The organism is Pseudomonas sp. 8AS (genome assembly GCF_902506505.1).
GTDB lineage: Bacteria > Pseudomonadota > Gammaproteobacteria > Pseudomonadales > Pseudomonadaceae > Aquipseudomonas.
Map to the genome: position 1 here is coordinate 3269500 of NZ_LR733406.1, position 19517 is coordinate 3289016.

Genomic DNA, 19517 nt, shown 5'->3' on the forward strand with positions numbered 1-19517 from the left:
CGGCCTGCCAGCTAGCCGGCGAACAGGCGCACGCCCTGCGGATGAGCCAGCACGGCGGACGGCGTCATGCCGATGATGCTGCGAAAGGTGTGGCTGAAATGCGCCGAATCGGTGAAGCCGGCCGCCACCGCCGCCTCGGTCAGGCTCATGCCGCGCGCCACGCCGACCGAGGTGACGAACAGGCGGTGCCACTGGCGATAGCGGCGGATCGGGATGCCGATCCGCTGGCGGAACAGCTGGGTCAGGCGCGGCACCGACAGCCCCACCTGCCCGGCCAGGTAGGCGATGGACTGGTTGCACGACACATCGGCCTTGATCAGTTCGATGGCGTGCACGATGCGCGGGTCAAGGACAAAGCCGCCGGGCAGGTCCGGCTGTGCATCGATCAGCTCGTCCAGCCAGGCATACACCTGCTCGGGCGATGCGCTACTGCGATGCAGCTCGTCGAAGCGCCGGATGCAGGCCGCCTCGCTATCCAGGCCATGCAGCACGCCGGCCTGGCTGGCGGCCATGCGCGGCGCCAGCCGGGCGAAATCTTCGCCGAACACGTCGAGATAACAGATCGCCACCCGCGAACCGCGGCCATCCACGATCAAATCCAAACCCGCCGGCAACAGCGCGCTGCGACAGGCCATCTGGCAACCCTGGGATTCCAGATACAGCAGCCCATCCAGGCCGACCAGCAGCATCGCCGCGGCCTGTGACAGCTGCAGCGGCTGGTGGAACTGGCTGAGGTGAAAGGTGCGTTTGTCCCACAGATAGAGCAGGACCGGCGCGTCAATCGGCAGCATGGGGATTCCCGCCTGGCAGTCGGCGCATCGCCGCTGCTCCTGTTGTTTTTGTCGGCGCAGGGTTACCACAGGGGCGAATTTGCCGGCTAGCCGACGCCGCCCCGGCGTGATGCCCGTCACATTATTTTGCCTGCCGGGGCGTCGCTTTCATCAGTTCTTACAAGCCGGCCGGCCGCCGCGGTGGTCTGATAACCGCCATCTCCGCTGCTGTGTGCGGGGCGACAACAAAAACAAAAACAGATCCACACAGGTACTCACCATGAACAAGCTGCTCGTCTCGGCCCTGGCTGCCGCCAGCCTTTGCACCGCCGTATCCGCCAGCGCCGGCACCCAGGCGCAAACCAAGCACCCCATCGTCCTGGTGCCCGGCATCTTCGCCTTCGACACCATCGCCGGCATCGACTACTGGTACAAGATCCCCAGCGCCCTGCAGAGCGAAGGCGCGACCGTGCATGTGCCGAAGATCAACGCCTTCGACAGCTCGGCCAAACGCGGCGAGGCGCTGATCGCCCAGCTCGAGCAGATCCGTGCGGCCTCCGGCGGCAGCGTGAAGAAGTTCAACCTGATCGGCCACAGCCAGGGCGGCATCACCTCGCGCTACGTGATGAACGTGCGCCCGGACCTGGTCGCCTCGGTCACCACCCTGCACACCCCGCACAAGGGCTCGCCGCTGGCCGACGTGGTCACCGGCATTGCCCCGTCCGGCACCCTGCAGGGGGTGGCCTTCGACGTGTTCGCCAATGCCGTGGGCGACCTGGTCAACCTGCTGTCGAACAACCGCAAGAGCCAGTCGGACATCCGCGCCATGCTCGCCGAGTTCAACAAGACCGGGGCGGCGGCGAACAACGCCAGCTTCCCGACCGGCATCCCGACCACCTCCTGCGGCGAGGGTCCGGAAACCGCCAGCATCGGCGGCAACAGCGTGCGCATGTACTCCTGGAGCGGTACCGCGCCGCTGACCAACGTGCTGGACATCTCCGACCCGTTGTTCGCCATCACCTCGCTGGCCTTCAGCGAGTCCAACGACGGCGTCACCGGGCGCTGCTCCAGCCACTTCGGCAAGGTGCTCAAGGACAACTACACGATGAACCACCTGGACCCGACCAACCAGGTCCTGGGCCTGGTCTCGCTGTTCGAGACCAACCCGAAGACCCTCTACCAGAACCAGGCCAACCGCCTGAAGAACCTCGGCCTGTAACCTGCGCCAGCGCCCCACGCCCGCTGCGTACCCGGGCGTGGGGCAGGCGCTGCCACGCAGTCGGCGGGCCGTGCGGCCCGCCAACAGGAGTTTTCGATGTCCGGCAAATTCCTCCTCGGCACCCTGGGCCTCGCCGGCCTGGCGGCCCTGAGTGTCGCCAGCACCCTGCTGCTCAGCCGTGAGGCACAGTCCGTACTCCCTGCGCCCTCCGCCACCACCCCCGCGGCACCTGCCGACCCGCGCAGCCGGCAGGCCAGCAGCCTGAACCAGCAATTGCGTCAGGCCGCACCGGCCCAGCTGGGCGATCCCGGCCCGCTGCCCGCTTCCCTCCAGGGCACGCGCCACGATGTGCGCCTGCAGCTGGATGAACAGGGCGCGCTGCGCGTCGAGGAAAGCCTGCTGCGCCTGTTCGACTTCTATCTCGCCGGCCTGGAAGAGGAAGGCATCGACAAGGTCCTGACGCGCATCCACCGCGATCTCGCCGCCCAGCTGCAGGGCCCGGCGCTGGAACAGGCCCGCGACCTGCTGCGCCGCTATGTGGATTACCGGATTGCCCTGCAGGACCTGCCCGCAGCTGACGGCAGCCTGGACGCCGGCGCCCTGCGCCAGCGCCTGGAGGCGCTCAACGGGCTGCGCCAGCAGTTCTTCTCGGCCGAGGAATACCAGGCCTTCTTCGCCCGCGACAACGCCGAGGACCAGTACATGCTGCAGCGTCTGGCCCTCAGCCAGCACGGCGCTCTCGACGCAGGCCAGCAGCAACAGGCGCTGGCCGAACTGGAAGCGCAGCTGCCGGACGAGGTGCGCCAGGCACGCAGCGCCAGCACCCGCCATGGCGAGCTCTACGCCGCCACCCAGGCCATGCTGGCCGAAGGCGCCAGCGCCGAGCAGATCCGCCTGCTGCGCGATCAGAGCCTGGGCAGTGCAGCCGCCGACAGCCTGGCCCTGCTGGACCAGCAGCAAGCCGAATGGCGCCAGCGCCTGAGCGATTACACCGCCGAGCGCGACCGCCTGCGCAGCGCCGGGTTGAGCCAGAACGACCTGGACAACGCCATCGCCGAACTGCAGAACAGCCGCTTCGACGAGCGCGAGCGCATGCGGGTCAACGCCCTCGACGCGGATCTCTGAACCCAGCCCGGCGCTTTGCGGCTACGCTGGGGGAAAAGGAGGTGGCCATGAGCGACGAAGACGACAACAAACCCCTCAGCTTCGGCCAGATGCTGCAGAGCATCCTGGCCGCCGCGTTCGGCGTGCAGAGCGGCAAACACCGCGCCCGCGATTTCAGCCGCGGCAAGCCCAGCCACTTCGTGATCCTCGGCGTGCTGTTCACCGCGCTGTTCGTGCTGGTGATCTTTTCCGTGGTCAAGCTGGTGCTGCACTTCGCCGGCGTCTGAGCTCAGCGCAGCAAGGCGTCGATCGAGCAGCTGTAGGCCTGCTGCCGCGGACTGCGCTGCAGGCTGAACCGGCGGAAATCCAAACCCTCGCCGGGCTGAGTCTGACGCTGAAGCAGGCGCCTGGCGTCGCGCCCATCGAGCAGGCGCAACGGGCGCGCCTGCTGATCCTTGCCGCCATGCTCGGCGAAATCCAGCCCCGCCGCATGGTCGTGCAGCATCGCCATGGCACAGCCGCCGAGGATGAAGTGGCCGCCGGCCAGGGCCGCAATCCGCCCCTCGAGGCGCGCCGTCAGCGCCCGCTGCGAGGTGTTCAAGGCCGAGTAGTGCAGCTGGCGCCCCGCCTCATGCGCCGCGCGCATGACGCCGAAAGCCATCTCGTCATTCGCCGCCCACGCCAGGCGAACCTCTGGGTAGCGCGGCAGCAGAGTCTTGGCCTGCTCGTAGGCACGCGCTTCCCGCCACTCGCCAAACACCAGCTGGCGCAGGCGCACCTGCGGATGCTCGGCCAGGGCCCGCCGCAGGCCGGCCTCGCGCAGGGTCGCCGACGGCGTCTGCTTGATCCCGGAAAACGCCACCATCTCGCCCTGCGGCGCCTGCCGGATCAGGGCCTTGGCCATCAGGTAGCCGGCCTCTTCGTCGTTGGGTACCAGGCTGCCGATCCAGTTCGCGTACTGCTCGCGGCTGCCGCCCACCCGTTGCTGCTGTTCCGCCGTCAGGGTGCTGTGCAGGGCAAACAGCTTGACTCCGCTGGCGGCGAACAGGCGGAGGATTTCCGGCCCCAGGTATTGCTCGTTGGCGAACAGCAGGTAATCGGGCCGCTCGGCCCCCCGCAGCACCTGATGGGCATTGGCCAGGATGGTCTGGTTATCGCGCTCGCCGTACAGCACGCGCAGCTGCATGCCCAGATCGTCGGCCGCATCCTGCATGAACAGGGAGTAATCGACCCAGAACCGCTCGTTGGCGTGCCCCGGATTGAGGAACACCACGGAGGTGGCATGGGCTGCCAGGCACCCGAGCAGGCAAGACAGGGCAAGGCAAAGACGCGACAGCTGTTTCATCAATCCGGGGTCATGAAAATGTGCGGCGCATTATACAGAGCCATGGCCGGCACTTGGCCATTATCGCCGTAGCAGCCGATGAAAGCGCCATCCTGTCAGAGACATACGACTTGCTTGATGGCCGAGATGTCCGTGCAATTCACGACTGCAGTCGCGCCTACGAGAAGACATCGGCGTGAAGTCACGGGCAACGCCATGAAAAAGACGGTGCCACGCCCGTCAGACAGAGGTTGGGCTTCGTCGTGCGGCTCCTCAACTCAACCTACGGCTTGTCGCTACACGCAACCGGGACATAGCCTTTATTCGGCCCGGCGTTTCAAGCCGCCGGGCACGCCGGCTGGCGTAAGTCACCGAAGGCCAGCTGCAGCCAGTGGCGATAGAAGCCCTCCGCCACCCGGTTGAGCGCCGCCACCCGTGCCGGCAGGTCGGCCAGCATCTGGCGCAGGCCCTGCTGGCTGGCCTGGGTCTCGTCGAGCAGGTGCGACCAGTCCTGCAACCAGTCGCCGAGCAGCGTCTCGGTCACCTCCGGGTGGCCCTGCAGGGCCAGCACCTTGTCGCCCCAGGCAAAGCCCTGGTTCGGGCACCAGGGGCTGGACAGCAGCCACTCGGCACCGGCCGGCAGCTCGAAGGTGTCGCTGTGCCACTGATAGACCGGGAATTCGGCCGGCAGGTGGGCCAGCCACGGGCTGGGCTTGGCCTGGTCACGGCGCACCAGCGGCTGCCAGCCGACTTCGGTGTAGGGCATGCGATGCACCGGCGCGCCGAGGGCGCGGGCAATCATCTGCCCGCCCAGGCAGTGGCCGATCAGGGGAATATCGCGTTGGATGATGTGCTGCAAAGCGGCAACTTCTGCCCCGATCCAGGGCAGATCGTCGTTGACGCTCATCGGCCCGCCCATAACCGCCACGGCACGCGGGCGATCCAGGTCGTAGCCTGCGAGTTCACCGCGGTCGCAGCGCAACACGGTGAAATCCAGTTGATGGGCCTCCAGCACGCTGGCCAGGTGGCCCGGAGGACAATAATCGACGTGCGTTAGAATTAGAATGTCGGTCATGACTACTCTCCGGTGTCCGCTGCCCGTTATCCGCTAGAAAACGCAAAGCCCGTGCCGAAACACGGGACTCTACTGCGACTCTGCGGCGATTCTGCGAACTTTTTTACGGAGGCTAACCGAGTCGCCCGTGACCGGCCAGTGCCGGCACGGACAAACCTGCGCCATCAGACGATGCTGACCGCCTGCTGATCGCTGCGCGCCAGATCCATCAGCTCGCGGTTGGCCACCGCATACATGGCGTAGTCGATACCGGTGGCCGCACGCAGCTCGCCGAGCATGACCAGCCAGCGCTGCACCAGCGCCTTGTGCTGTTCCAGCCAGAACCCCACCCGTTCCTCCACATCCGCCGGGCCTTCGGCCATCTGCAGCACCGACACGGTGATGGCGCGCTGCTGCCAGTCCAGGTCGTCGCGGAACGCCTCGCGGGCCAGGGCCTGCCAGTTGTTGTCCACCGGTAGGCTGGTGATCTGCTGCAGGTACCAGGACAGCTCCAGCGCCCCGCCCACGGCGAAGTAGGCGGTGGCCACGTCTGCGGCCGGCTTGCCGGTGACATCCGCCGCTTCGATGATCGGTAGCAGGGTGTACAGGTGGCTGGTGCCGGCGACCACGCGGGCCAGCTCCTCCGGCGTGCCGGCCTCGACGAAGCCCTGGTAGCGCGCCAGCCACTGCTCGCGGGCCGGGCCTTCCAGCAGCTCGTCCAGGCGTCCGGCCAGCTCGGCCACGCGCGGGCCGAAGTGGCCGACATCGCGGGCGGCGTCCAGCTCGTTACGGCGGCTGCGCAGGAACCAGCGGGTGGCGCGGCGGCCCAGGCGCATCAGCTCGTCCATCAGCTGTAGCTGCAGCTCGGCCGGCACCTTGTAGTCCAGTGCCTCGATCTGCTGCCACCAGTGCGGCAGGCGGAACACATCGCGAACGATGACGTAGGCGCCGGCGACGTTGGCCGCGCTCATGCCGGTGGACTCCTTCAGGCGCTGCACGAAGGTGATGCCCATGTGGTTGACCAGGTCGTTGGCGATCTGGGTGCTGACGATCTCGCGCTTCAGACGATGGCGGCGCATCGGCTCGGCGAACTTCTTGCTCAGCTGCGCCGGGAAGGCGGTCTCCATCTCGCGGGCCAGGTAGTCATCGTCCGGCACCAGGGATTTCAGCAGGGCTTCCTTGAGGTCGATCTTGCTGTAGGAGATCAACACCGACAGCTCCGGCCGGGTCAGGCCCTGGCCACCCACGGCGCGCTCGTTGAGCTCGTCGTCGCTGGGCAGGAACTCCAGGGCACGGTCCAGCTTGCCGGCCGCTTCCAGCGCGGCCATCAGGCGCTTGTACTCGGGCAGGCGTTCGCGGGCGCGGCGCTCGGCCAGGGACAGGGCCTGGGTCTGCTTGTAGTTGTTGCCCAGCACCAGGTTGCCGACGTCGTCGGTCATCTCGGCCAGCAGCTTGTTGCGCTGCTTGCCGGTCATGTCGCCGGCGCCGACGATCTCGCCCAGCAGGATCTTGATGTTGACCTCGTGGTCGGAGCAGTCCACGCCGCCGGCGTTGTCGATGAAGTCGGTGTTGCTGGCGCCGCCGCTCAGGCCGTACTCGACGCGGCCGAGCTGGGTCATGCCGAGGTTGCCGCCCTCGCCCACCACCTTGGCGCGCAGCTCACAGCCGTTGACGCGCAGGCCGTCGTTGGCCTTGTCGCCGACGTCGGCGTGGCTTTCCTTGCTCGACTTCACATAGGTGCCGATGCCGCCGTTCCACAGCAGGTCGACCGGCGCCTTAAGCAGGGCATTGAGCAGTTCGGTGGGCGCCAGCTTGTCGGCGCTGATGTCGAAGCGCGCCTTCATCTGCGGGCTGATGGCGATGCTCTTGGCACTGCGCAGGAAGATCCCGCCGCCTTCGGAGATCAGCTTGGCGTCATAGTCAGCCCAGCTGGAGCGCGGCAGGTCGAACAAGCGCTGGCGCTCGACGAAGCTCGAAGCCGCATCCGGGTTGGGGTCGATGAAGATGTGCATGTGGTTGAAAGCCGCCACCAGCTGCAGTTTGTCCGACAGCAGCAAGCCGTTGCCGAACACGTCGCCGGCCATGTCGCCGATGCCGATGACGGTGACGTTGTCCTTCTGCACGTCGATGCCGCGCTCGCGGAAGTGGCGCTGCACCGAGACCCAGCCGCCCTTGGCGGTGATGCCCATGCCCTTGTGGTCGTAGCCGGCCGAGCCACCGGAGGCGAAGGCGTCGCCCAGCCAGAAGCCGTAGTCCTGGGCGATGCCGTTGGCGATGTCGGAGAAGGTCGCGGTGCCCTTGTCGGCCGCCACCACCAGGTAGGGGTCGTCGCCGTCGTGGCGCACCACGTTCTGCGGCGGCACCACGGCGCCGTCCTTGAGGTTGTCGGTGATGTCGAGCAGGCCGCTGATGAAGATGCGGTAGCAGGCGATACCCTCGGCCAGCACCTCGTCGCGGTTGCCGCCCACCGGCATCCTGCGCGGGATGAAGCCGCCCTTGGCGCCCATCGGCACAATCACCGCGTTCTTCACCTGCTGCGCCTTGACCAGGCCCAGCACTTCGGTGCGGAAGTCTTCCTCGCGATCCGACCAACGCAGGCCGCCGCGGGCCACGTCGCCGAAGCGCAGGTGCACACCCTCGACGCGCGGGCAGTAGACGAAGATCTCGAACTTCGGCACCGGCCGCGGGATGTCCGGGATCAGCCGCGGGCTGAGCTTGAAGCTGAAGTAGTGCTTGGCCTGGCCGTCAGCGTCCGGCTGGTAGAAGTTGGTGCGCAGGGTGGCCTTGATCAGGTCCAGGTAGCGCCGCAGGATGCGGTCCTCGTTGAGCACCGCGACGTTGTCCAGGGCGGCGAGGATGGCCTGTTCGAGCTTCTGCTGCTTGTCCTCCAAGTCCTCGTCGGTGAGCTTGCGCGCCAGGTAGAAGCGAGTGCGGAACAGGCGCACCAGCTCCTTGGCGATATCGGCGTGGTTGACCAGGGTGGCGGCGATGTAGCTCAGGTCGAAGCCCAGGCGGATCTGCTTGAGGTAGCGGGCATAGGCGCGCAGCAGCGCCACGTCGCGCCAGGGCATCGAGGCGGTCAGCACCAGGCGGTTGAAGCCGTCGTTCTCGGCGGCGCCGCCGACGATCTGCACGAAGGCGTCCTGCAGGGTGTCGTTGAGCTGCTGGATGTCGACATCCAGGCCTTCGGCGCTGGTGAAGGCGAAGTCATGAATCCAGAACTCGCGGCCATCGGCGCGACGCAGCTTGTAGGGGAACTCGCCGAGCACGCGCAGGCCGAGGTTTTCCAGGATCGGCAGCACGTCCGACAGCGGCAGCGGCGTGTCGGCGTGGTACAGCTTGCAGTGCAGCTCCTGCTCGCCCTGGGCCAGCGGCTGGTAGAAGCTCATCACCAGCGGACGCTCGGTCGACAGGCTGAGTAGGTGCTGCATGTCGACCACCGCCGAATGCGGGGCGAAGCGTTCGCAGTAGCCGGCCGGGAAGCCTTTCGGGAAATCGGCCAGCACCTGGGTGCCCTGGGCCTCGCCGAAGCTTTCCACGACCAGGCTGGCGTAGTCGTCCTTCCACGAACGGCAGGCCTGGATGACTTCCTTCTCCAGGCGTACCGGGTCGATCTGCACCGGGTTCTTCGGGTCGACCTTGAGGATGAACTGCACCCGCGCCAGCACCGACTCGGAGAAGTAGGTCCAGAACTCGCAGTCACTGGCGCCCAGGCGCTCCATGAGGATCTGCTGGATCTTCACCCGCGTCTCGGTGGAGTACACGTCGCGCGGCACATAGGCCAGGCAGTAGGCGAAGCGGCCGTAGGGGTCCTTGCGCAGGAACAGACGCAGCTTGTTGCGCTCCTGGATCTGCACGATGGCGATGGCGGTGCTGAACAGCTCGTCCACCGAGGTCTGGAACAGGTCGTCGCGCGGCAGTACTTCCAGTACCTGCTCCAGCTCCTTGCCCAGGTGCGCCTTGGCGTCGAAACCGGAGCGGCCGGTGATTTCCGCCACCTTGCGACGGATATAGGGGATGCGGCTGACGCTCTCGGCGTACACTGAGGAGGTGTACAGGCCCATGAAGCGGCATTCCTTGATCACCCGGCCCTTGGCGTCCAGCTCGCGGATGGAGACGAAGTCCGGGTAGGCCGGGCGATGCACGCGGCTCGGCGTGGCGGCCTTGGCAAAGGACAGCAGACGCGGCTCGCGCAGGAAGTCCACGGCCTCCTGTTCGACATGCAGCTCGTCCTGCTTGAGGCCCTTGCGCAGATGGCGCGACAGGCCGAGCAGGGACTTCTCGTCATACACCAGGTGGCCGCCGCCCTTCTCTTCGGCCACGGTGAATTCCTCGTAGCCGAGGAAAGTGAAGTGGTTATCCAGCAGCCAGCCGAGGAACACCTTGATCTCGGCCAGCTCGGCGCCGTCGACCTTGAGCTTGGCCTTGTCCAGCCAGGCCAGCAGTTCTTCGGCGCGGGCCTTCATCGGCGCAAAATCGGCCACCGCCAGGCGCACTTCCTCCAGCACCTCCTGCAGGGCCTTTTCCAGGGTGCGCAGCTCGCCGACATTGGCGCAGCGGTCGATCTCCAGATACATCAACGCATCCTGCTGCACGCCCTTGCCGGAGCTGCCCTTGGCGAGGATCTCCTGCAGCTCGCCGCCCTTGCCGCGGCGCACGCTTAACACGCTGTTCTGCAGGGTATGGATGCTGTAGCCGCGGCGGTTCAGCTCCATGCGTACCGAGTCGACCAGGAATGGCAGGTCGACGTGCAGCACCTCCACGGCGGTATGGGTGGACTGCCAGCCGTGCTTCTCGTAGTCCGGGTTGTACACCCGCACCAGCGGCTTGGCGGCCTCGAAGTGCTCGAGCAGGCGCCAGGAGGACAGGGTGCAGCCGGCCAGATCGCCGAGGCGGCGCTGGGTCAGTTCGTCGAGGGCGACGATGCCGAAGAACTGCTCGGCGAACAGCGCCACTTGTGGCAACGCCTGCTCGCTGACGTGCTGAGCCAGGGCCGCTTGCAGTTGATGCTGGAAGTCGGCTTTGCTGGCCGCAGTGAAAAACGCCATGGTGATGCTCCGCTGGACTTGTTATTCGTGGAGGCGCCGCGCGTGCTTTCGGGCAGAAGGCTGCACCGCCGGGGTTCCAGGCAGTCTAGGCCATGTTGGAAACCCGCCAGTACGCACGACGACCGCTAGGTCACGCCAAGCTTAGCCAGTGCGCGTGAAACCACGCTTGCAGCCCTGCGACATATTCGTTCATCGCCATGCTGCGCCGCGGCCATGCAGCGGGCGGATGGGCGCCTACCCAGATGCGCCGATGAGCTGCTAAGGTGCCGGCTTCCTCGCAGCCTGGTAGGGAAACCATGGGCAACCGTCCTCTCGCGCGCTCGCTGCTGCGCCACTTCGGCAACCTGCTGGTCAGCGTCATCGGCGCCCTGCTGCTGGGCCTGGCCGCCTGGCTTGCGCCGCCGCTGTTCGTCCCGCTGCTATGGGCCGGTGTACCGGTCTACCTCGGCGTGCTGCTGCCGCGCTGGATCGGCCGTGGCGAACGCCTGCGCCGGGCCGAGGCGGCGCGCCAGGCCGACCTGGGCAAATGGGGCTTTGCCTGCCGCGACCATGCCGGGCCCTGGCTCAACTACATCGACTATCCCCTGCTGCAGCGCTGCGAGCAGTTCGCCGGGCGCTACTTCTATGGCGAATGGCTGATCATCCACGACGGCCTGCTGATCGTTAATCCGGGGTACTCCAGCGTCGACCTGCAGCGGGGGGAGGTGCGCTACGACTTCGCCCGCCCGCAGACCTACGCCTGGGACGGCTGCACGCCCAAGGTGCCGTTCTACTGGCTGGCCATCCTCGGCATTCCCGACTGGTGGGAGAAGCGCCACTCCATCCTGCGCCTGCAGCAGGGCCAGACGCAGGAAAGCCAGGTGTTCTGGCCCCTGGCCCACCCGGCCAGCCTGGTGCACGACGCGCTGTACCAGTACCTCAACGTCGCCCCGCTGGCCAAGCACGAGGCCGACCGGCTGTTCTTCCGGATGCTGCGCCAGGCCGGCATGGTCTGGCCGCTGGCCTTCGCCTACTACCTGGCCGTGCGCCTGTTCGGCGCGCTGGAGGTGCGCGGCCCGGCGCCGGCCAACAGCGCGCTGCGCTGCGTCACCCCGCTGCCGGCCAGCGCAGGGGCGCCGGCGCTGAACTTCGCGGTGCCGGCGCGGTCTGCTTGAGCCGCGACCTCGCGGCGCAAAAGGGGAACTGGCCGGCACTGCGCGCGCCCAGGCCTGCCAGGTCGCCACACAATGCAGTAGAGTTGGCACCCCGATCGGGTGTTTTCGGCTACCCGTCAGTCCCTTTCCAGGAAGAACCTCGATGGAACATCGTGAGGCGCTCGTTGCGCTGCGACACTTTCTTGCAACCCAGATTCTCGGCCAGGAAAAACTCATCGAACGCCTGCTGATCGCCCTGCTGGCGGACGGCCACCTGCTGGTCGAAGGCGCTCCCGGCCTGGCCAAGACCAAGGCGATCAAGGAACTGGCCGAAGGCATCGAGGCCGAATTCCATCGCATCCAGTTCACCCCCGACCTGCTCCCCGCCGACATCACCGGCACCGAGATCTATCGCCCGGAAACCGGCAGTTTCGAATTCCAGCAGGGGCCGATCTTCCACAACCTGGTGCTGGCCGACGAGATCAACCGCGCCCCGGCCAAGGTGCAGTCGGCCCTGCTCGAGGCCATGGCCGAGCGCCAGGTCAGCGTCGGGCGCAGCACCTACGACCTGTCGCCGCTGTTCCTGGTGATGGCCACGCAGAACCCGATCGAGCAGGAAGGCACCTACCCGCTGCCCGAGGCCCAGCTCGACCGCTTCCTGATGCACGTGAAGATCGGCTTCCCGGACGCCAGCGTGGAGCGCAAGATCCTCGCCCAGGCCCGCGGCGATGCCCTGCACGGCGAGGCCAAGCCGGAACAGCGGGTGACCCAGCAGGCGATCTTCGCCGCGCGCCAGGAAATCCTCGGCCTGTACATGGCCGATGCGGTGGAGGAATACCTGGTGCAGCTGGTGATGGCCACCCGCACCCCGGCCAAGTTCGACCCCGAGATGGCCGAGTGGATCGCCTACGGCGCCAGCCCGCGCGGCAGCATCGCCCTCGACCGCTGCGCGCGCGCCCATGCCTGGCTGGCCGGGCGCGACTTCGTCAGTCCGGAAGACATCCAGGCGGTGCTGTTCGACGTGCTGCGCCACCGCATCATCCTGTCGTTCGAGGCGGAAGCCGCCGGCATCGACCAGGACCGGGTGATCCAGCGCATCCTCGACGTGGTGGCGGTGGCCTGATGCCGACCCGCATTCGCCATGGCCAGGCCCGCTAAGCCATGCACGCCCTGCCCACGCAACCCGGCATCCGCGTCAGCCTCGCCGAGCTGATCGAGATGCGTCACCGCGTGCGCGAGGTGCAGCTGTTCTCCACCCCGGCGCGGCGCAGCCCGCTGATCGGCCTGCACCACTCCAAGCTGCGCGGGCGCGGCGTCGACTTCGACCAGGTGCGCGTCTACCAGCCCGGCGACGACGTGCGCAGCATCGACTGGCGCGTCACCGCGCGCACCCAGGAACCGCACACCAAGCTGTTCCACGAGGAGCGCGAGCGGCCGATCTTCATCATGGTCGAGCAGAGCCGGCGGCTGTTCTTCGGCTCCGCCCTGCAGTTCAAGTCGGTGCTGGCCGCCCAGGCGGCCAGCCTGTTCGGCTGGGCCGCGCTGACCCACAACGACCGCATCGGCGGCCTGGTGTTCGGCGACCACGAACACCACGAGATCAAGCCGCGGCGCAGCAAACACAGCCTGCTGCAACTGCTCAACCGCCTGGCGCGGGCCAACCAGGCCCTGCACAGCGAAATGCAGAACGGCCGCGACGGCTTCGGCCTGGCCCTGCGCCGAGCACGCGAGGTGCTGCGCCCAGGCAGCCTGGCGATCATCCTGTGCGACGAGCGCGCCCTCAGCGATGCCGCCGAGCAGCAGCTGACCCTGCTCGCCCGGCACACCGACCTGCTCCTGCTGCCGGTTTCCGACCCGCTCGACCACGCCCTGCCGGCGGCCGGCCTGCTGCGTTTCTTCGAGCACGGCGCGCAGCTTGAACTGGACACCCACAACCCCGAACTGCGCAGCGCCTACCACGCCCTCGGCGAACAGCGCCGCGCACGCTGGCAGCGCCTGGCGCAGAAACTCGGCGTGCCGCTGCTGCCGCTGTCCACCGCCGGCGAACTGATCAGCCAGCTGCGCGAACAGCTGAACGGCCTGCAACGCCCGGGGAAACGCCCGTGAACCCGCTCGACCAGCTGCAACCGACCATCGCCCCGCCGCCCGTCGCCTGGTGGCCGCCGGCGCCCGGCTGGTGGCTGCTGGCCGTGCTGCTGCCGCTGCTGCTCTGGGGCCTGTGGCAGCTGCGCCGCCACCTGCCGAAGCTCAAGCGCCAGCAACAGGCCGAACAGCCGCTCGACCCGCTGCGCCTGGCCGCCCTGAGCGAGCTGGCCGCGCTGCGCAAGCCCTACGACGGCGCCCCCGCCGGGCCCTGGCTGCAGCAGCTGAATGCCCTGCTCAAGCGCCTGTGCCGCGCCCACTATCCGCAGGACCACAGCCATACCCTGAGCGGGCGCGCCTGGCTGGCCTTTCTCGACAACCGCTGCCCGGCCGCCGGCCTGACCCGCTACATGGTGCTGGTGGAAGGCAGCTACCGCGCCGGCTGCACCCTGGACGACAAGGCCATCGCCGGCCTCAACCAGGCCGTCGACACCTGGATTCGCAAGCATGTTTGAGTTCGCCTGGCCCTGGGCCTTCCTCCTCGCCCCGCTGCCGTGGCTGCTGCGCCGGCTGCTGCCGGCCGCCGACAGCGGCGAGGCGGCGCTGAAAGTCAGCTTCCTCGCCGAGCTGGAAGGCCTCAGCGGCCGCCGCGCCCGCGCCAGCCTGCCGGCCTGGCGCCAGCAGGCTCCGTTCGCCCTGCTCTGGCTGTTGCTGCTGGTGGCCACGGCCCGCCCGGAATGGGTCGGCGAACCGCTGCCGCTGCCGGCCAGCGGCCGCGACCTGCTGCTGGCGGTGGACGTTTCCGGCTCCATGGAACAGAGCGACATGCAGTGGGACGGCGAGGACGTGTCGCGCCTGGAGCTGGTCAAGCGGCTGTTCGGCGACTTCATCGAGCAGCGCCAGGGCGACCGCGTCGGCCTGATCCTGTTCGGCAGCCAGGCCTACCTGCAGTCGCCGCTGACCTTCGACCGCCACACCGTGCGGGTCTGGCTGGACGAGGCGCTGATCAATATCGCCGGGCCGCAGACCGCCATCGGCGATGCCATCGGCCTGGCGGTCAAGCGCCTGCGCCAGCGCCCGGCCGACAGCCGGGTGCTGATACTGATCACCGACGGCGCCAACAACGGCGGCGAGATCGAACCGCGCACCGCCGCGCGTCTGGCCGCCGAGGAACAGGTGAAGATCTACACCATCGGCATCGGCGCCGATCCGCAGCCGGGCGGGCTGATGGGCATGCTCGGCATCAGCCCGGGCATCGAGCTGGACGAAGCCAGCCTGATCGACATCGCCGAGCAGACCGGCGGCAGCTACTTCCGCGCGCGCAGCAGCGAGGAACTGCAGGACATCCAGGCGGCCCTCGACCGCCTCGAACCGGCCGCCCAGCAGCCTACCCGCGCCCGCCCGGCACTGGCCCTGTACGGCTGGCCGCTCGGCGCGGCGCTGCTGCTCAGCCTGCTGCTGGTGGCCCATGAACTGTGGCCGCACGGCCTGCAACAGCTGCGCCGGCGCCTGCGGAGGACCGCCTGATGGAGCTCGCCGCCCTCTGGCCACACTGGCTGCGCCCCTGGAGCCTGCTGCTGGTGCCGCCGTGCGCCTGGCTGCTGTGGCAGCTGTGGCACCGCGAACGGCGCAGCGGGCGCTGGCAGCTGCTGCTGCCCGCGCTGTTCCAGGCCGCGCTGCTCACCGGCGGCCGCACCCGGCAGAACCGTCTGCCGTGGATCGCCCTCGGCCTCGCCTGGCTGCTGGCCGTGCTGGCCCTGCTCGGCCCCAGCTGGCAGCGCGTCGAACAGGCCAGCCAGAAGCGCGCCGACCCGCTGGTGGTGGTGCTCGAACTGACCCCGGCGATGCTCGCCGGGGATGCCGCGCCGGACCGCCTGAGCCAGGCCAGGCGCAAGCTGCTCGACCTGCTGCGCGCGCGCCAGGATGCGCAGACCGCCATCCTGGTGTATGCCGGCAGCGCGCATACCCTGGTGCCGCTGTCCGACGATCTGGCCACCGCCAGCAACCTGCTGGATGCGCTCAAGCCGTCGATCATGCCGCAGCCCGGGCGCCGCGCCGACCTGGCCATGGCCAAGGCCGTCGCCCTGCTCGAACAGGGCGCCCTGGGCCGCGGCCGCCTGCTGCTGATCACCAGCGCCCTGAGCGACGAGGAACGCCAGGGCATCCGCCAGGCCCTGGGCCAGCGCAGCGAGCAGCTGCGCATCCTCGGCATCGGCACGGCCCAGGGCGCGCCGATCCTCGGCGAGAACGGCAGCTTCCTCAAGGATGCCCAGGGCGCCATCCTCCTGCCGCGCCTGGACGGCGCCGGGCTCCGGCGCTTTGCCGGCGAACTGGGCGGCCAGTACCGCCAGGCCAGCCTGGACGACCGCGACCTGCGCGGCCTCGGCCTGCTCGACGGCCCGCAGGCCCTGCGTGAGGATGGCGAGCCGACCCTGCTCACGGCCTGGGCCGACCAGGGCCACTGGCTGCTGCTGCCGCTGTTGCTGCTGGCCGCCTGCGCCGGGCGCCGCGGCTGGCTGTTCGGCCTGCCGCTCCTGCTGCTGGCCCTGCCGCAACCCAGCTACGCCTTCGAACTGCGCGACCTGTGGCTGCGCCCGGACCAGCAAGGCCAGCGCCTGCTGCAGGCAGACAAGCCCAGGGAAGCCGCCGAGCGCTTCACCGACCCGCAGTGGCAGGGCGAAGCCCTGTATCGCGCCGGCGACTACCCCGCCGCCGCCGAACGTTTCGCCCTGAGCGACAGCGCCAGTGCCCACTACAACCGCGGTAATGCCCTGGCCAAGAGCAACGAACTGGAGGCCGCGCTGGATGCCTACGACCAGGCCCTGGAGCAGCAACCCGACCTGCAGGTGGCGCAGCAGAACAAGGCGCTGATCGAGCAGCTGCTGCAACAGCAGAAGCAGCAACAGCAACAACAACAGCAGCAAGCCGACCAGCAGAACCAGCAGAACCAGCAGTCGCAGGATCAGGGCGGCGAGTCGGCGCCATCCAGCGCTGCCGGTCAGCCGCAGGCCGAACCCCGCGACCAGCAGGAGCAGGACGACGGCAGCGAGTCCAGCCAGGCCAAGGCCGCCGAGCCGAACCCAGCCGGCGAGCCGCAGGCCGCCGATCAGCCGGCGCAACCGGGGCCAGCCGAGGGCGAGAAACCCGAACCGGCCAACGACCCGCGCGACGCCGCCCAGGCCGCTGCCGAACCGGCCCTGGGCGGCGAACAGCGCGACGCCCTGGAACAGTGGCTGCGGCAGATCCCGGACGAGCCGGGCGAACTGCTGCGGCGCAAATTCCTCTATGAACAGCAACAGCGTCAGGAACAGTCTCGATGAGCCGCCTGCTTTGCGCCCTCCTTCTCAGCCTCTTCGCCCTGCAGGCCGGCGCCGCCAGCCTCACCGCCACGGTCGACCGCGCCCGTCTGAGCGAAGGCGAAAGCCTCGACCTGACCCTCGAATCGGATGATGTCACGGTGTTCGGCAAGCCCGATCTGGCGCCCCTGGAACCGCTGTTCGAAGTGGTCAGCACGCGCCAGGAAAACCGCCTGGCCACCTTCAACGGCAAGACCCAGGCCACCACCCGCTGGATCGTCACCCTGCTGCCGCGACAGAGCGGCTACGTGGTGATCCCGCCGCTGAAGCTGGGCGACGCCAGCAGCCAGGCCATCACCCTGCAGATCCTCAAGGGCAACGGCGGCGACGCCAACGGCAAGCTGGCACCGATCTTCATCGACGCCAGCCTGGACCAGGAAAGCGTCTACGTGCAGGCCCAGGCGGTGCTGACCCTGCGCATCTACCACTCGGTGTCGCTGTACCCCGACAGCATCAGCCTGACCCAGCTGAGCATCGCCGATGCCCGGGTCGAGCAGCTCGGCGAGCCACGCACCTACGAGAAGGCCATCAACGGCGTGCGCCACGGCGTGATCGAGGTGCGCTACGCGATCTTCCCGCAGAAGAGCGGTGAGCTGAGCATTCCCTCGCAGCTGTTCAGCGCCACCCCGGTGGAGCGCTCCAGCAGCGACGACTACAACCCGTTCGGCCCGCGCCCCGGGCGCCTGACGCGGGTCAAGTCGCCGGCGATTCCACTGACGGTGAAGGCCAAGCCGGCCAGCTACCCGAGCGATGCGCCCTGGCTGCCGGCCCGCGCCATCAGCCTGAGCGAGGCCTGGAACCCGGAGCCGGACAAACTGCGGGTCGGCGACTCCCTGACCCGCAGCATCCTGCTGCGCGCCGAAGGCCTGTCCAGCGCCCAGCTGCCGCCGCTGCCGCAGAGCCAGAGCGAAGGCCTGCGCCGTTATCCGGACCAGCCGCTGCTGAACAACGAGAACAGCGAACGCGGCCTGCTCGGCAGCCGCGAAGAGCGCGAAGCGCTGGTGGCCAACCGCAGCGGCCGGATCAGCCTGCCCGCCGTCGAGCTGGTGTGGTGGAACACCGCCGAAGACCGCCTGGAGCGCACCAGCCTGCCGGCGCGGACCCTGGAAGTGGCCAGCAACCCGGCCCTGGAGGCCGAGGCCCCGGTCGATAGCCCGGCGCCGCTGCCGAGCGCCGATGCGCCGCCGCTGTGGGCCTGGCAGCTGGCCTGCGCCCTGCTGGCCGGCACCACCCTGCTCGGCTTCGGCCTGTGGTGGCGGGCCCGGCGCCAGCCGGCGATCCTGCCCACGGCGCAGACCGGCCCCAGCCCGCGCACCCTGCTCGACGACCTCAAGCGCGCCTGCCTGGCCAACGACAGCCAGGCCACCCGCCAGGCCCTGGATGCCTGGGCCCGCCAGCAACCGGAAACCCTGGCCGACATGGCCGCCCGCTTCGTGCCGCTGTCCGAGGCGCTGGATGAACTGAATGGCGCGCTGTACAGCGAGAGCGGCCAGTACTGGCAGGGCGAAGACCTGTGGAAGGCGATCCGCAGCCTGCCGGCCCCGGAAACACCGAGCGGCCAGCAGGAACCGAGCCCGCTGCCACCGCTGTACCCACGCTGACTGATCGAGGAATCAAAGATGACGCTCAAGGAAGAGCTGGCGGCCTTCTACCGCCGCTGCGGCTTCAGCGACACCGCCGACCGCCAGGCCTGCACCGTGCCGGTCTATACCGGCTGCCTGCTGGTGCCGCTGCCGAATATCGAAACCCGCCACCGCTACCTCAAGTACCACGACCTGCACCATATCGTGACCGGCTACAGCACCGGGCGCATCGGCGAGGGCGAAGTCAGCGCCTGGGAGCTGGGCACCGGCTCGATGCTCAATTCGCCGCTGCTCGGCACCATGAACCTGATCGCCCTCTCCACCGGCCTGGTGCTGCAGCCCAGGCGCATGTGGCGCGCCTTTCGCCGTGGCTGCCGCAGCCGCAACCTCTACCCGCAAGCCATGCGCACGCAGATCGACAGCGAGCACTGGCCCGACCTGCCCGCCCTGCGCCAGGAACTGCTGGAGAGCCGCCGCGATCCCTTGCCGTCAGCCATGCGCAGCATCGAATTCGGCGCCTACGCGGCCACAGCCATGCTCATCCACGCGCTGATCGCCATCCCCGCCGTCTGCACCCGCGTGGTGACCGATATCGGCCTGGGCTACAGCCTCTTCCAAGTGATCAAGCCAGCCAAACGCAACGACCTGTACTGAACACAAGGAAAGCCGCCGATGAGCAACCTCAACAGCGTGGAACTCAAGACCCTGGTGCCCGCCAAGAACCTGTTCACGATCTTTTGGACTAGAGCCAGACAAGGCAAAAACAGGCGAGGAAGCGCAGTTTACGAGCTGTAAATGAGCATTCCGAGCCTGTTTTTAACGCGGTATGGCCGACGGCCAAGAG

At 68.3% G+C, this 19517-nt stretch carries 16 protein-coding genes; 12 read left to right on the forward strand and 4 right to left on the reverse strand.

From position 1 onward, the window contains the following. Positions 1-11: 11 nt before the first annotated feature. Positions 12-791: a helix-turn-helix domain-containing protein gene (locus GV001_RS15220; RefSeq protein WP_160081297.1), complete on the reverse strand. Its 780-nt coding sequence runs from the start codon at positions 789-791 to the stop codon at positions 12-14. 259 nt (positions 792-1050) lie between these two features. On the opposite strand from GV001_RS15220, the gene GV001_RS15225 reads away from it, so the two are divergent. The 3 genes from GV001_RS15225 to GV001_RS15235 all read left to right on the forward strand — a co-directional run bounded on the left by GV001_RS15225 (position 1051) and on the right by GV001_RS15235 (position 3380). Further along, positions 1051-1989 (forward strand): triacylglycerol lipase, encoded by a 939-nt coding sequence (locus tag GV001_RS15225; protein ID WP_160081299.1) that lies wholly within the window; start codon positions 1051-1053, stop codon positions 1987-1989. A gap of 96 nt (positions 1990-2085) precedes the next feature. Continuing rightward, a complete protein-coding gene (locus tag GV001_RS15230) occupies positions 2086-3114 on the forward strand; it encodes a lipase secretion chaperone (RefSeq protein WP_160081301.1) in 1029 nt (342 codons plus the stop codon). A 47-nt stretch (positions 3115-3161) separates the two neighbouring features. Further along, complete coding sequence (locus GV001_RS15235; RefSeq protein ID WP_160081303.1) at positions 3162-3380, forward strand: DUF2970 domain-containing protein; 219 nt, start codon at positions 3162-3164, stop codon at positions 3378-3380. A gap of 2 nt (positions 3381-3382) precedes the next feature. Here the strand turns inward: GV001_RS15235 and GV001_RS15240 are convergent, their stop codons facing one another. The 3 genes from GV001_RS15240 to GV001_RS15250 all read right to left on the reverse strand — a co-directional run bounded on the left by GV001_RS15240 (position 3383) and on the right by GV001_RS15250 (position 10519). Next, positions 3383-4438, reverse strand: coding sequence for an ABC transporter substrate-binding protein (locus GV001_RS15240; RefSeq protein ID WP_160081305.1), 1056 nt, complete (start codon positions 4436-4438; stop codon positions 3383-3385). Between the two features lie 316 nt (positions 4439-4754). Continuing rightward, a complete protein-coding gene (locus tag GV001_RS15245; RefSeq protein ID WP_160081307.1) occupies positions 4755-5492 on the reverse strand; it encodes a type 1 glutamine amidotransferase in 738 nt (245 codons plus the stop codon). A 164-nt stretch (positions 5493-5656) separates the two neighbouring features. After that, entirely contained in the window at positions 5657-10519 is a 4863-nt protein-coding gene (locus GV001_RS15250; RefSeq protein ID WP_160081309.1) for an NAD-glutamate dehydrogenase, read from the reverse strand. Between the two features lie 296 nt (positions 10520-10815). Between GV001_RS15250 and GV001_RS15255 the strand changes: the two genes are divergently transcribed. From GV001_RS15255 to GV001_RS20195, 9 genes are all read left to right on the forward strand, one after another. Continuing rightward, positions 10816-11673: a DUF1353 domain-containing protein gene (locus tag GV001_RS15255; protein WP_160081311.1), complete on the forward strand. Its 858-nt coding sequence runs from the start codon at positions 10816-10818 to the stop codon at positions 11671-11673. A gap of 142 nt (positions 11674-11815) precedes the next feature. Continuing rightward, positions 11816-12775, forward strand: a complete 960-nt coding sequence (locus GV001_RS15260) for a MoxR family ATPase (protein WP_160081313.1) — start codon at positions 11816-11818, stop codon at positions 12773-12775. Positions 12776-12813: 38 nt separating this feature from the next. Beyond that, positions 12814-13758 (forward strand): DUF58 domain-containing protein, encoded by a 945-nt coding sequence (locus GV001_RS15265; RefSeq protein WP_160081315.1) that lies wholly within the window; start codon positions 12814-12816, stop codon positions 13756-13758. After that, positions 13755-14249 carry a DUF4381 domain-containing protein gene (locus tag GV001_RS15270; RefSeq protein WP_160081317.1) on the forward strand — a complete coding sequence of 165 codons (495 nt, stop codon included), beginning with the start codon at positions 13755-13757 and terminating at the stop codon, positions 14247-14249. Before GV001_RS15265 ends, GV001_RS15270 begins: the two co-directional genes overlap by 4 nt. Next, positions 14242-15261, forward strand: coding sequence for a VWA domain-containing protein (locus GV001_RS15275; RefSeq protein ID WP_160081319.1), 1020 nt, complete (start codon positions 14242-14244; stop codon positions 15259-15261). Before GV001_RS15270 ends, GV001_RS15275 begins: the two co-directional genes overlap by 8 nt. Then, positions 15261-17054 carry a VWA domain-containing protein gene (locus GV001_RS15280; protein ID WP_160081321.1) on the forward strand — a complete coding sequence of 598 codons (1794 nt, stop codon included), beginning with the start codon at positions 15261-15263 and terminating at the stop codon, positions 17052-17054. Before GV001_RS15275 ends, GV001_RS15280 begins: the two co-directional genes overlap by 1 nt. Beyond that, on the forward strand, positions 17051-18691 hold the full coding sequence (locus GV001_RS15285) for a BatD family protein (RefSeq protein ID WP_160081323.1): 1641 nt from the start codon (positions 17051-17053) through the stop codon (positions 18689-18691). Before GV001_RS15280 ends, GV001_RS15285 begins: the two co-directional genes overlap by 4 nt. Positions 18692-18709: 18 nt before the next feature. Beyond that, entirely contained in the window at positions 18710-19327 is a 618-nt protein-coding gene (locus GV001_RS15290) for a hypothetical protein (protein ID WP_160081325.1), read from the forward strand. An 18-nt stretch (positions 19328-19345) separates the two neighbouring features. Beyond that, positions 19346-19468 (forward strand): hypothetical protein, encoded by a 123-nt coding sequence (locus tag GV001_RS20195; protein WP_256664933.1) that lies wholly within the window; start codon positions 19346-19348, stop codon positions 19466-19468. Positions 19469-19517: the final 49 nt, after the last annotated feature.

Bases quoted from the DNA above. Each gene is read 5' to 3' on its own strand.
- GV001_RS15260 (WP_160081313.1), top strand. From the start codon at position 11,816: ATGGAACATCGTGAGGCGCTCGTTGCGCTGCGACACTTTCTTGCAACC.
- GV001_RS15265 (WP_160081315.1), top strand. From the start codon at position 12,814: ATGCACGCCCTGCCCACGCAACCCGGCATCCGCGTCAGCCTCGCCGAG.
- GV001_RS15285 (WP_160081323.1), top strand. From the start codon at position 17,051: ATGAGCCGCCTGCTTTGCGCCCTCCTTCTCAGCCTCTTCGCCCTGCAG.
- GV001_RS15255 (WP_160081311.1), top strand. From the start codon at position 10,816: ATGGGCAACCGTCCTCTCGCGCGCTCGCTGCTGCGCCACTTCGGCAAC.
- GV001_RS15275 (WP_160081319.1), top strand. From the start codon at position 14,242: ATGTTTGAGTTCGCCTGGCCCTGGGCCTTCCTCCTCGCCCCGCTGCCG.
- GV001_RS15240 (WP_160081305.1), bottom strand. From the start codon at position 4,438: ATGAAACAGCTGTCGCGTCTTTGCCTTGCCCTGTCTTGCCTGCTCGGG.
- GV001_RS15290 (WP_160081325.1), top strand. From the start codon at position 18,710: ATGACGCTCAAGGAAGAGCTGGCGGCCTTCTACCGCCGCTGCGGCTTC.
- GV001_RS15250 (WP_160081309.1), bottom strand. From the start codon at position 10,519: ATGGCGTTTTTCACTGCGGCCAGCAAAGCCGACTTCCAGCATCAACTG.
- GV001_RS15280 (WP_160081321.1), top strand. From the start codon at position 15,261: ATGGAGCTCGCCGCCCTCTGGCCACACTGGCTGCGCCCCTGGAGCCTG.
- GV001_RS15235 (WP_160081303.1), top strand. From the start codon at position 3,162: ATGAGCGACGAAGACGACAACAAACCCCTCAGCTTCGGCCAGATGCTG.
- GV001_RS15245 (WP_160081307.1), bottom strand. From the start codon at position 5,492: ATGACCGACATTCTAATTCTAACGCACGTCGATTATTGTCCTCCGGGC.
- GV001_RS15230 (WP_160081301.1), top strand. From the start codon at position 2,086: ATGTCCGGCAAATTCCTCCTCGGCACCCTGGGCCTCGCCGGCCTGGCG.
- GV001_RS15220 (WP_160081297.1), bottom strand. From the start codon at position 791: ATGCTGCCGATTGACGCGCCGGTCCTGCTCTATCTGTGGGACAAACGC.
- GV001_RS20195 (WP_256664933.1), top strand. From the start codon at position 19,346: ATGAGCAACCTCAACAGCGTGGAACTCAAGACCCTGGTGCCCGCCAAG.
- GV001_RS15225 (WP_160081299.1), top strand. From the start codon at position 1,051: ATGAACAAGCTGCTCGTCTCGGCCCTGGCTGCCGCCAGCCTTTGCACC.